General features: G+C 65.1%; 13 protein-coding genes. 11 read left to right on the forward strand and 2 right to left on the reverse strand.

What is annotated here, in order from left to right; translation table 11 throughout:
* Positions 1 to 126: 126 nt before the first annotated feature.
* The 7 genes from topA to ACEN2S_RS22145 all read left to right on the forward strand — a co-directional run bounded on the left by topA (position 127) and on the right by ACEN2S_RS22145 (position 7,813).
* Positions 127 to 2,793 carry a type I DNA topoisomerase gene (gene topA, locus ACEN2S_RS22115; protein WP_441870589.1) on the forward strand — a complete coding sequence of 889 codons (2,667 nt, stop codon included), beginning with the start codon at positions 127 to 129 and terminating at the stop codon, positions 2,791 to 2,793.
* Between the two features lie 191 nt (positions 2,794 to 2,984).
* Positions 2,985 to 3,686: a CoA transferase subunit A gene (locus tag ACEN2S_RS22120; RefSeq protein ID WP_441870591.1), complete on the forward strand. Its 702-nt coding sequence runs from the start codon at positions 2,985 to 2,987 to the stop codon at positions 3,684 to 3,686.
* A gap of 3 nt (positions 3,687 to 3,689) precedes the next feature.
* Positions 3,690 to 4,319, forward strand: a complete 630-nt coding sequence (locus ACEN2S_RS22125) for a CoA transferase subunit B (RefSeq protein ID WP_441870593.1) — start codon at positions 3,690 to 3,692, stop codon at positions 4,317 to 4,319.
* On the forward strand, positions 4,309 to 4,620 hold the full coding sequence (locus tag ACEN2S_RS22130) for a GNAT family N-acetyltransferase (RefSeq protein WP_441870595.1): 312 nt from the start codon (positions 4,309 to 4,311) through the stop codon (positions 4,618 to 4,620). Before ACEN2S_RS22125 ends, ACEN2S_RS22130 begins: the two co-directional genes overlap by 11 nt.
* A 178-nt stretch (positions 4,621 to 4,798) precedes the next feature.
* A complete protein-coding gene (locus ACEN2S_RS22135) occupies positions 4,799 to 5,767 on the forward strand; it encodes a lysylphosphatidylglycerol synthase transmembrane domain-containing protein (protein WP_441870597.1) in 969 nt (322 codons plus the stop codon).
* A gap of 10 nt (positions 5,768 to 5,777) precedes the next feature.
* A complete protein-coding gene (locus ACEN2S_RS22140; protein ID WP_441870599.1) occupies positions 5,778 to 7,079 on the forward strand; it encodes an FAD-binding protein in 1,302 nt (433 codons plus the stop codon).
* Positions 7,076 to 7,813, forward strand: a complete 738-nt coding sequence (locus tag ACEN2S_RS22145; RefSeq protein WP_441870601.1) for an SDR family NAD(P)-dependent oxidoreductase — start codon at positions 7,076 to 7,078, stop codon at positions 7,811 to 7,813. The genes ACEN2S_RS22140 and ACEN2S_RS22145 overlap by 4 nt, the downstream gene beginning before the upstream one ends.
* A gap of 119 nt (positions 7,814 to 7,932) precedes the next feature.
* Here the strand turns inward: ACEN2S_RS22145 and ACEN2S_RS22150 are convergent, their stop codons facing one another.
* Positions 7,933 to 9,369: a UbiA family prenyltransferase gene (locus tag ACEN2S_RS22150; protein WP_441870603.1), complete on the reverse strand. Its 1,437-nt coding sequence runs from the start codon at positions 9,367 to 9,369 to the stop codon at positions 7,933 to 7,935.
* Between the two features lie 4 nt (positions 9,370 to 9,373).
* On the reverse strand, positions 9,374 to 10,204 hold the full coding sequence (locus tag ACEN2S_RS22155) for a lytic transglycosylase domain-containing protein (RefSeq protein ID WP_441870605.1): 831 nt from the start codon (positions 10,202 to 10,204) through the stop codon (positions 9,374 to 9,376).
* Between the two features lie 366 nt (positions 10,205 to 10,570).
* Here ACEN2S_RS22155 and ACEN2S_RS22160 point away from each other — a divergent pair, with 366 nt between their 5' ends.
* The 4 genes from ACEN2S_RS22160 to ACEN2S_RS22175 all read left to right on the forward strand — a co-directional run bounded on the left by ACEN2S_RS22160 (position 10,571) and on the right by ACEN2S_RS22175 (position 11,950).
* Positions 10,571 to 10,765 (forward strand): hypothetical protein, encoded by a 195-nt coding sequence (locus tag ACEN2S_RS22160; protein ID WP_441870607.1) that lies wholly within the window; start codon positions 10,571 to 10,573, stop codon positions 10,763 to 10,765.
* A 496-nt stretch (positions 10,766 to 11,261) separates the two neighbouring features.
* The gene (locus tag ACEN2S_RS22165) at positions 11,262 to 11,456 is read left to right on the forward strand and encodes a hypothetical protein (RefSeq protein WP_441870609.1); all 195 of its coding nucleotides are present in this window, start codon (positions 11,262 to 11,264) and stop codon (positions 11,454 to 11,456) included.
* A gap of 52 nt (positions 11,457 to 11,508) precedes the next feature.
* Entirely contained in the window at positions 11,509 to 11,703 is a 195-nt protein-coding gene (locus ACEN2S_RS22170) for a hypothetical protein (protein ID WP_441870609.1), read from the forward strand.
* A 52-nt stretch (positions 11,704 to 11,755) separates the two neighbouring features.
* On the forward strand, positions 11,756 to 11,950 hold the full coding sequence (locus tag ACEN2S_RS22175) for a hypothetical protein (RefSeq protein WP_441870609.1): 195 nt from the start codon (positions 11,756 to 11,758) through the stop codon (positions 11,948 to 11,950).
* The last annotated feature ends 5 nt before the right edge of the window (positions 11,951 to 11,955 follow it).

Below are 11,955 nucleotides of genomic sequence, written 5' to 3' on the forward strand. Positions count from 1 at the left end.
AGATGGCACAGGACACAGCAGGCGCGGGCCACCCAGAGCGCCCTTCCCATGCTGCATTGACATTCCCCCCCGCTGCCCCACATGTTCCGCGCCCAAAGCGATCCCGCGAAGTTGCACGAGGAAGTCATGGCCGTTGTTGTAGTCGAATCCCCCGCAAAGGCCAAAACCATCAACAAATATCTGGGGTCGAACTATACCGTTCTGGCCTCGTTCGGGCATGTCCGCGACCTGCCGCCGAAAGATGGTTCGGTCGACACCGACAACGATTTCGCGATGAAATGGGAGATTGCGGCGGATTCCAAAAAACACATCCGCGCGATCACCGAGGCGCTGAAGGACGATGACGAACTGATCCTCGCCACCGACCCTGATCGTGAGGGCGAGGCGATTTCCTGGCATTTGCAGGAGGCGCTCGCCTCCTCGATCAAGAAGGGCAAGAAGGTCAGCCGAGTCACCTTCAACGCGATCACCAAAGCCGCCGTGACCGAGGCGATGGCGAAACCGCGCGAGGTGGATACCGCGCTGGTCGAGGCCTATCTTGCCCGCCGCGCGCTGGATTACCTCGTGGGGTTCAACCTGTCGCCGGTGCTCTGGCGCAAGCTGCCGGGCGCGAAATCGGCGGGGCGGGTGCAATCGGTCTGCCTGCGGCTGATCGTCGACCGCGAGATGGAGATCGAGGCGTTCCGTGCCCGCGAATACTGGACCGTCGGCGCCGTGCTCGCCACGCCGCGCGGGCAGGAATTCGAGGCCCGGCTGACCGTGCTCGGCGGCAAGAAACTGGACAAATTCGACATTCCCACCGCGGAAGCTGCGGAATTGGCGGTCTCGGCTGTCACTTCCCGCGCATTGACGGTGAAATCGGTCGAAGCCAAGCCCGCCAGCCGCAACCCGTGGGCGCCCTTCATGACCTCGACCCTGCAGCAAGAGGCCAGCCGCAAATTCGGCATGGGGGCCAAGGCCTGCATGTCCGCCGCCCAGCGCCTCTATGAGGCGGGCTACATCACCTATATGCGGACCGACGGGATCGACATGGCCCCCGAAGCGGTGATGGCCGCCCGCGATGAGATCAAACGCCGCTTTGGTGCCGAATATGTGCCCGACAGCCCGCGCATGTATAAAAACAAGGCCAAGAACGCGCAGGAAGCCCACGAATGCATCCGGCCGACCGATATGGCCGCCTCGCCCGACAAGCTGCGGGTAGAGGATGATCAGCGCAAGATCTATGACCTGATCTGGAAACGCACCATCGCCAGCCAGATGGCCGCCGCCCGCATGGAGCGGACCACCGTCGATGTCGCCAGCGCCGATGCGCAGGTCGAACTGCGCGCCACCGGTCAGGTCATGCTGTTTGACGGCTTCCTCAAGGTCTATGATCAGGGCCGCGACGACGAAGGCGATGAGGATGGCGCGCGCCTGCCGCAGATCATGCAGGGCGAGCCCGCCGACAAGCGCAGCATCAGCCCCGAGCAGCATTTCACCCAGCCGCCGCCGCGCTATACCGAAGCGACGCTGGTGAAACGCATGGAAGAGTTGGGCATCGGCCGCCCATCGACCTATGCCAGCATCGTCACCACGATTCAGGACCGCGGCTATGTCCGCAAGGACAAGAACCGGCTGATCCCCGAGGATACCGGGCGGCTGGTGACGGTCTTTCTGGTGAATTACTTCCGCAAATATGTGGAATATGATTTCACCGCCGATCTGGAAGAAGAGCTTGATGACATCTCGGCGGGCAGCCGCGATTACAAAGAGGTTCTCGCCCGCTTCTGGCGCGATTTCTCGGCGGCCATCGGCGAAACGGCAGAGCTGCGCATCACCGAAGTGCTTGAGAAGATTGACGAGGTTCTCTCGCCCGTCCTCTACCCGCCGCGTGAAGATGGCTCTGACCCCAAGGTCTGCCCGCTCTGTGGCAAGGGGCGGCTGAACCTGAAAACCGCCCGTTCGGGTGGCGCTTTCATCGGCTGCAACAACTACCCCGACTGCCGCTATACCCGCCCGATCTCGACGCCCGGCGGCGAGGATGGGGCGGCGGCGGCGCTGGATGGCAAGATCCTTGGCCATAACGAGGCGGGCGAGCCGATCAGCATGCGCAACGGCCGCTTTGGCCCCTATGTGCAGGCGGGGGAGGCCACCACGGAACAGCCGAAACCGCCGCGCGCCAGCCTGCCCAAGGGCTGGTCGCCGGAAAGCATTGACCTTGAACGGGCGCTCAGCCTGCTGGCGCTGCCGCGCGCGATTGGCACGCATCCCGATGACGGCGCGCTGGTTGAGGCCGGGATCGGCCGCTATGGCCCCTATGTGAAACACAATTCCACTTACGCCAACCTGCCGGAGGTGGAGGAGGTGTTCACCATCGGCATGAACCGCGCGATGGAAGTGCTGGCGCAAAAGGCGGCGCGCGGCGCGGGCCGTGGGGCGGCTGCGGCCCCGCTGAAAGAGCTGGGCGAGCATCCCGATGGCGGCCCCGTGCAGGTGATGCCGGGCCGCTATGGCCCCTATGTGAAATGGGGCAAGATCAACGCCACGCTGCCGAAAGATGTTGAGCCGGAGGCAATGACGCTGGAGGAGGCTCTGCCGCTTCTGGCGGAGAAAGCGTCAAAAGGCGGCAAGGGCAAGACCACCAAAAAGGCCGCGGCAAAACCGAAAGCGGCCGCCAAGCCGAAAGCGGCGGCAAAGCCCAAGGCCGCCGCCAAGCCCAAGACTGCGACGAAAGCCGCTGCCAAGGCTCCTGCCAAGGCCAAAGCCGCCCCGAAGGCGAAAGCCGCCAAGGCCAGCGACGACAGCGACGGCTGAACCAGAGCCACGGCCAATCCGACACCGCCGGAGGAACCGTCCCTCCGGCGGTGTCGCAGCGGGCGCGTTCCGCATGGCGGTACAGTCGCACCATAAACTTACCCGAATACCCCTTTCTGCTGCAGCGCGGCGATTGACAGAGGCCCTCCCCCGCGTCACAAATTTCGCAACCGAAATGGGGGGAGCACACCATGAAGAAGGTTTATGCATCCGCCGCCGAAGCCCTTGACGGGCTTTTGAGCGACGGCATGTTCATCGCGGCGGGCGGTTTTGGCCTGTGCGGGATTCCGGAACTCTTGATCGACGCGATCAAAGACGCAGGCACCAAAGACATCACCATCGCCTCGAACAATTGCGGCGTCGATGACTTCGGGCTTGGGATTTTGCTGAAAACCCGGCAGATCAAAAAGATGATCTCCTCCTATGTCGGTGAAAACGCTGAATTCATGCGGCAATACCTCTCGGGTGAGCTGGAGCTGGAGTTCAACCCGCAGGGCACCTTGGCCGAGCGGATGCGGGCGGGCGGCGCGGGCATTCCCGGCTTTTACACCAAAACCGGCGTTGGCACGGTGATTGCCGAGGGCAAGCAGCATCAGGATTTCGACGGCCAGACCTATATTCTGGAACGCGGCATCGTCGCCGATCTGGCGATTGTGAAGGCCTGGAAGGCCGACCCCTCGGGCAACCTCGTCTTCCGCAAGACCGCGCGCAACTTCAACGCGCCCGCCGCCACCTGTGGCAAGATCTGCGTGGCAGAGGTTGAGGAAATCGTGCCGCTGGGCAGCCTTGATCCCGATGGCATCCACCTGCCCGGCATCTATGTGCACCGCATCATTCAGGGCGACCACGAAAAACGTATCGAACAGCGCACCGTGCGCCAGCGGGAGGCTTGATCCATGGCTTGGGACCGGAACCAGATGGCCGCCCGCGCGGCACAGGAACTGCAGGACGGCTGGTATGTGAATCTCGGGATCGGGATTCCGACGCTGGTGTCGAACTACATCCCCGAGGGGGTGAATGTGACCCTGCAATCCGAGAACGGCATGCTCGGCATGGGCCCCTTTCCCTATGCGGGTGAGGAAGATGCCGATCTGATCAACGCGGGCAAGCAGACCATCACCGAATTGCCGCAGACCGCCTATTTCGATTCTGCGCAGAGCTTTGCGATGATCCGCGGCGGCAAGATCGCGATGGCGATTCTGGGCGCGATGGAAGTGGCCGAAAACGGCGATCTGGCGAACTGGATGATCCCGGGCAAGCTGGTCAAGGGCATGGGCGGCGCGATGGACCTTGTGGCGGGCGTCGGCCGCGTGGTGGTTGTGATGGACCACACCTCGAAACACGGCGAATCGAAAGTGCTAAAGGCCTGCACCCTGCCGCTGACCGGCAAGGCCGTGGTCGACCGGATCATCACCAATCTCGGGGTGCTGGATGTGGTCGAGGGCGGGCTGAAGCTGGTGGAACTGGCCAAGGGCGTGACCGAGGCCGAACTGCGCGCAGCGACCGAGGCGACCCTTGTCGACTGACCCGGACGCCGCCGCACCCCAGATCCGGCGGGAACATGGCGCCTCCAAAGGGCGCTATGTTCTGGCGGGGCCGGACGGGGCCGAGGCCGAGCTGACCTATTCGGTCACCTCCCCGGTGCTGATCATCGCCGACCACACCTTTGTGCCCGACAGCATGCGCGGCACGGGGGCCGGTCAGGCGCTGGCCGCCCGGCTGGTGGCCGATGCCCGGGCCGAAGGCGTCAAGATCGTGCCGCTTTGTCCCTTTGTCGCGGCGCAGGCCCGGCGGCATCCCGACTGGGCGGATGTCATCAGCCATTGAGCAGACCTTCCGGCGGCGCCCGATTGGTGCGCCGCCGAAAACAAGGTAAACAGATTGTCGCCAAAACGGCGACAGCATCATAATCTCGCCCCATTCCGACGTTAGAACCGGGGCCATGAGCAGCACAGATCCCCTTTCCCTTTCCGCGCCCCCGATGCGCAACGCCCGGCGGGCGACGATGCGGGCTTCCCGCATCAGTGACCGGCTGTTGATCGGCGGCCTTGTTCTGGCGCTTGTGCTCGGGCTGGCGGGGCTGGCCTCGGCCACCGGCTGGCGCGAGATCGGGGCGCAATTGGCGCGACTGTCGGTCGCACAGCTGGCGCTGTTGCTGCTGCTCTCGCTGGTCAACTATGGGCTGCGGGGGCTGCGCTGGCATGTTCTGGCACGGCGTCTCGGCCTGCCGACGGCCCTGCGGCAAAACCTGCGGCATTATCTCGGCGGCTTTGCGATGGCGGTCACGCCGGGGCGGCTGGGCGAGCTGGTCCGCATGCGCTGGCTGCGCCGGGAAACCGGCTGGGCGGTGGAGCGGACGGCCCCCCTCGCGCTGATGGACCGCGCCGGGGATCTGGCGGTCATGGCGCTGTTGCTGGGCGCCGCGACCCTCCTGGCCGGACAGGGTCAGGCCGGTTTGGGCGCAGCACTGCCGGTGACACTGGCGGGCCTTTTGCTGGCCGTGCTGCTGACCCGCCCCACGGTGCTGGCCCGGATCCTGACCCAAACCTATCGCCTGACCGGCTGGAAACCCGCGCTCTTCGCCCGTGCCCGCCGCGCCAGCCGCAGCCTGACACGCTTCAGCCATCCGGCCACCCTGGTCGGCGTGCTCGGCCTCGGGCTGCTTGGCTGGCTGGCCGAGGGCTATGCCTTCCATCTTCTCCTCAGCTGGATGGGGGCTGACATCGGCCTGTGGACTGCGATTGGCATTTTCACCTTCGCCACGCTCGCAGGCGGGCTGACCGGGGCCCCCGGTGGCCTTGGCGGTGCCGAAGCGGCGATGGTGGCGCTGTTGTCGCTCAACGGCGTCGGACTGGACATTTCGGTTCCCGCCACCGCCGTCATTCGCCTGACAACCCTGTGGTTCGCCCTCGCCCTTGGCCTCGCGGTATTCCCGCTGGCCGAGGCGCGCGCGGCCGCCTCTCCTCATCCCTAAAAGGCGCATCATGTCCTGGAAAATGACCGAATATGCAGGTTGGGGCCGCGCGCTGCGCGCCACGGGCGAAATTGCCCGCCCCGAACGGCAGGCACAACTGGCCGCCCTGGCGGGGGCGGGCCCCGCCGTGGGCATGCGGCGCAGCTATGGCGATGCCTGTCTGGCCGATGCGGGCCGGGTGATCGACATGACCCGGCTGGACCGGATGCTGGATTTTGACCCCGAAACCGGGCTGCTGACCGTCGAAGCCGGCGCCCGCATCGGGGAAATCGCGGCAATCTTCGCGCCGCGCGGTTGGTTGCCGCCGGTGATGCCGGGCACGGGCTTTGCCACCATCGGCGGCTGTATCGCGATGGATGTGCATGGCAAGAACCACCATCAGATGGGCAGTTTTGGCAATCACGTGACCTCGGTCACCCTGCTGCAATCCGGGGGCGAAGTCACCGCGCATCCGGGCACCCCGCTCTTTCGCGCGACACTGGGCGGGCTTGGCCAGACCGGGGTGATCCTGCGCGCCACGCTCCGGCTCATGCCCTGCAAGGGCGATGTGATGCTGGTCACCGAACGGCGCGCCCGCGACTGGGACGAACATCTGAGCCTGCTGGATGGCTCCGAGGCCAGCTATTCGGTGGGATGGATCGACGCGACCGCCACCGGCGCCGCGCTGGGACGCGGTATCGTCGAGGAAGGCGAGACCGGCGCGGGTCTCGTGCGCAACCGTCTGAAGTTTCGCAAAGTGCCCTTTGATGCGCCGCATCTGGCGCTGGCCCGTCCCGTCGTGCGCGCCTTCAACGCCGCCTATTTCGCCCGGGTGCCCCCGCGCGGCCGCACCCTGGTCAAGCCGATCAGCGACTTTTTCTTCCCGCTCGACAAGATCCATGACTGGAACCGCCTCTACGGCAAAAGGGGCTTTCATCAGTTTCAATGCGTGGTGCCGCTGGCCGAGGCTCCGGCGCTGCGCTTGATGCTGGACGCCATCGCAGGTTCCGGCCTCGCCTCGCCGCTGGCCGTGCTGAAACGCATGGGACCGGGGCGCGCGGGGTATCTTTCCTTCCCGATGGAGGGCTACACGCTCGCCGTCGACTTTCCGGCCCGTGCCGAAGCGCAGCTGCTGATCCGGCGGCTTGAAGCGATGTCGGCCGAGGCCGGGGGCCGCATTTACTTTGCCAAGGACAGCCTGGCCGAAGGGGCGGCGGTGCGCGCCATGTACCCCGATCTGCCCGACTGGCAGGCCGAAACCGCCCGCATCGACCCCGAACGCCGTCTGGAAACCGACCTGACCCGCCGCCTGAAACTGAGGAACCCGGCATGAACAGCACCTGGATTTTGCTCGGCGCCACCTCGTCCATGGCCCGCGCCCTCGCCCGCCGTCTGGCGCAGGACGGCGCAGGGCTGCTGCTGGCGGGCCGCGACACCGCAGAGCTGGAGGCCCTCGCCGCAGATTGCCGTCTGCGCGGCGCGGCGCTGGCCGAAGTGGTCCGCTTTGACGCCCGCCTGCCCGAGGATGCGACCCGCCTGCTGGCCCGCGCCGAAGCGGAAGAGGGCGCGCTGAATGCCGCGGTTTTCCTCGGCTCAATGCCGCCGCAGGCCGAGATCGACGCCGATCCCGATCTGATTGCGGGGGTGATCACCGACAGCTTTACCGGCCCGGCGCGCTTTTTGCAGCGTTTGGCCGCAGTGCAGGAACTGCGCGGCGGCGGCACCGTCGTCGGCGTTGGCTCGGTCGCGGGCGACCGGGGGCGGCTGGGCAATTACGTCTATGGCGCGGCCAAGGCGGGGTTTCACACCTATCTCTCGGGCCTGCGCAACCGGCTGACCCGCGCCGGGGGCCATGTGGTCACGGTGAAACCGGGCTTTGTGGACACGGCGATGACCTGGGGCCTGCCCGGCCTCTTTCTCGTCGCCCCGCCCGAGGCGGTGGCCGAAGACATTCTGCGCGCCGTGAAAAAGCGCCGCAACGTGATCTACACGCCCTTCTTCTGGCGCTACATCATGCTGATCATCCGCGCGATCCCGGAGCCGCTGTTCAAGAAGCTGAAGATCTGAACTTTGCCTGATTTCAAATATCCCCGCCGGAGGCTCCCGTGGCTGCCACAGAAGCCTCCGGCGGGGATATTTTTACCGAAGCAAACCGAAGGGCGGCGCGCAACCGCCCACCCGGCCAGTTAGCCGCCGAACCAATCCGCCCAGAGGCCCGCCGCCCAGAACATCAGGCTGAGCGTGATCATCAGAATGCCCAACCCCAGCTTGTCCTTCATCGCAAAGACGATGGGGTCGTAGTCCTGCTGGCCGAACCAGCCCAGCACCACCATCCGGACCAGCCACCAAGCCATGGGAATCAGCGCCAGCCACATCAGCCAGGTGTCGGGATAGAGCGCGCGGCCCTGATCCGAGACCGAATAGAGGAAAAAGATCACCAGCGCGCCGCAGACGCCAAGGCCGCCGACATGCAGCAGATCTTCGCGGTCGGGGCGGCCATATCCCCGGCCCGGCAGGCGCTCGTCATTGGTGGCGAGGGTTAGTTCGGTCAGACGCTTGACGCAGCCGAGCGCGATGAAGACCGGGAAAATGAAGATCAGCATGTAGATCGAGACATCCACCTGCCCGGCTGCAGCCCCGGCCACCACGCGAATCGTGTAAAGCGTGGCGAGGGTGGCAATATCCACCCAGCGCATCCGTTTGAGTTTGAGCGAATAGGCCAGCGAGGTGATCATATAGCCGATGACCACCGCCAAAAAGCCTGGATTCAGCGCCGCCGCCACCCCCAGCGCCAGCACCGCCAGCAAAGCGCCCGTCACCATGCCGCGCCCGATCGGCACCGCGCCGGAGGCGAAGGGGCGCCGGTTCTTTTTCGGGTGCAGCCGGTCGGCCTCGAGATCAAGCAGGTCATTGACGATGTAGATCGACGAGGCCGCCGCGGAAAACGCGACAATCCCCCAGAGAATCGGTATCAGTGTCGCCAGATCAAAGCGATGCGCGGCGATCAGGGGCAGCAGCAGCAGGATGTTCTTCACCCATTGATGCGGGCGCATGGCCACCAGCGCGCCGCGCCAGCCGCCCTCGGCCCCCGGCAAGGCGACCACGTTCTGACCCTGTCCGGCCAATGCATCTGTCCCGCGCACGCGCCCCACCACCAGCGCATTCTCGGCCACGGCCCAGACCGGCAGATCAGCGGTGCTGTTGCCGGCATAGTCGAACCCGCGCTCGCCAAAGGCCGCCACCAGCGCCGCGGCCTTGGCACCGGCCTTGAGATTGTGGCTGCCGTCCGAGGCGAAAACCCGGGGAGAGAGACCATATTGCGCGGCGAGCGGCGCCACCTGGCTGGCATCCGAGGCCGAAGCGAGGATGACCTCGCGCCCGGTGGCGGCGCCGTTCAGCGCCAGTTCGGCCACCGCCGGGTTGACCGGCAAGAGATCAATGCGCAGCGGTGCGATCGCCGCCAGCTCTGCTTTCAGCCGCGCGGGTTGCCGGAAATGCCGCAGACTGGCCCGCAGCGTTGCCCAAGGATTGCGGCCCAGCCCCGCCCAAAAGGCCTCAAGCAGCATGTCGGTTTTAAGGAACGTCCCATCAACATCGAGGACAAGGGGTTTTGAATCAGACATCTGTTTATCCTTTGACGGCGAAGACGCAGCCGTCGGTCACCAGTTCGGGCGGCGTCAGGCACAGACCGCGCGCCACATCAAAAGCCGCCAGCACCTTGGGCACATAGGCGCGGGTTTCCCCGTAGGGCGGCACGCCACCGTTGTTTTTCACGGCATTTTCGCCCGCATTATAGGCGGCAATCACCATCAGCGGATCTCGGTCAAACTCCTGCATCAGCCAATCGAGATAGGCGACGCCGCCCTTGATGTTCTGCACCGGGTCCGTGCTGTCCGCGACTTTGAAGCGGTCTGCCGTGGCGGGGATCAGCTGCATCAGCCCCACCGCCCCCGCACCGGAGACCGCATCCGCACGGCCGCCGCTTTCGACATTGATCATCGCCAGCACCAGCGCCGGGCTGACCTGTGTGCCAATGGTGGCGGCCAGAATATCGCGCCCATGCGCCTCGGCGATCTGTTGCAGCTGCGCCAGACGCGGCGCGGGCACGGCGCTGCCGTTCGGCCCCATGCTCAGCGCCGCGAGCGCCTTGGGATAGCGCCCGTCCCGCGCGCCCAGCGCCGGAGACACCGCCTCCCAGTACCAGTCCAGCGGTCCGGGCGCGACGGCCACCGGCGGCAACACCGAAAAGGGTACCTCCGGTGCGGGCATCACCGCCGCCAAAAGCCGCTTTTGTTCTTCGGGGTCAATTTGAATGGTGATGCGCTTGGCGGTGCCGGGTTTCGGCACGCCCACCCGCTTGAAGGTGAAATCCGGATAGGGCTGGGCGCTGCCTTCAGCACCAGCGGGCACGGCAAAAAGCGCCGTGCAGATCAACATCGCACTCGACAAATGGCGCATCTGCGCGGGATCCTGCTCTGCCTCAGTCTTTTCTTTTGCCGAAACTATGGGTCAGATTGCCTTAAATTGCCAGTAATTCCGGCCTCTTTGCCAAAGCCCCGCCCTTCTTTGTGCCGTAATTGCCCCAAACCGGGCGCCGCAGCACCGCGACTCCACGCCGGGATCTGACCGAATGCCTTTGTTTTCAACGCCCGGCAGAGATATTTCCGACAGTTTTACCGATCCCGGAAAATGTCCGGTGCCTGCCCCATTCCCGCCACCATCCCCCGCGAAAACTTGGCTATTCCGCTGAGGTAGGCCGAGGTCAGAGGCGGCGAACCTTGAAGGTGACGCGAGAATGCAACCCAATTCGGTAGGAGAGACCCGATGAAATTTTTCAAACTGTTCAAAAACTTCCGCAATGACGAAGAAGGTGCCGTGACCGTTGACTGGGTCGTGCTGACCGCCGCCGTCGTCGGCCTCGGCGCCGCTGCGCTGACCATGGTGCGCAACGAGACCTCGGCCCTCACCGGCAAGATCTCGGGCTACCTGAGCACCGCCAGCGTCAACTCGACCTTCTGATCCCGACATCCCCAACCGGGGATCAAAGGCCGCCTTCGGGCGGCCTTTTGCTGTTTCTGCCCCCGATCCGGAGCGCCTGCGCCCTCAAGACCGGAAGCCGCCCGAGAACCCCGTTCGCAGGCAGCACAGCGCCCGCGCCCGGCCGCCATCGCCCCCGCCCTCCGCGACCACGCCCTCCGCGCCCTCGTCTCGCTGGCACTCCTCGTGACAACGCCGCCGCGCTTTCACACATTGCGGGCACCACCGTCGCGCATGTTTGCGCCCGGCACTGCTGCAGATGGCGCGCCACGGCCAAACCCGCGCACCGGCCGCCAGAATCCATGCTTTCGGCCTCCACGCCCCGAAATTCGACCGAATTTGACGCAAAGTTTCACGATCGCTGCCGCAATCACGCCCAGATCGGGGGGCATACCATCCTCATACCGCGACACAACGGCCTTCGGGCAGACCGCGGACCGGACAAGAACACACCCCAAAGATCCTCAGGAGAGACCCCATGAAATTCTTCAAATTGTTCAAAAACTTCCGCAACGACGAAGAAGGTGCGGTGACGGTTGACTGGGTCGTGCTGACCGCCGCCGTTGTCGGCCTCGGCGCCGCCGCACTGACCATGGTGCGTGGCCAGACCCAGGCCCTCACCGGCAAGATCTCGGGCTACCTGAGCACCGCCAGCGTCAACTCCACCTTCTGATCCTGATGTCCCTCTGCGGACATATCATCCCTGATCCCAAAGGAACGACATCATGAAATTCTTCAAACTCTTCAAAAACTTCCGCAACGACGAAGAAGGCGCGGTCACGGTTGACTGGGTCGTGCTGACCGCCGCCGTTGTCGGCCTCGGCGCCGCCGCGCTGACCATGGTGCGCGGCCAGACCCAGGCCCTCACCGGCAAAATCTCGGGCTACCTGAGCACCGCCAGCGTCAACTCCACCTTCTGATCCTGATGTCCCTCTGCGGACATATCATCCCTGATCCCAAAGGAACGACATCATGAAATTCTTCAAACTCTTCAAAAACTTCCGCAACGACGAAGAAGGCGCGGTCACGGTTGACTGGGTCGTGCTGACCGCCGCCGTTGTCGGCCTCGGCGCCGCCGCGCTGACCATGGTGCGCGGCCAGACCCAGGCCCTCACCGGCAAGATCTCGGGCTACCTGAGCACCGCCAGCGTCAACTCCACCTTCTGATCCTG

Source organism: Phaeovulum sp. W22_SRMD_FR3 (assembly GCF_052113705.1).
GTDB lineage: Bacteria > Pseudomonadota > Alphaproteobacteria > Rhodobacterales > Rhodobacteraceae > JBGQOG01.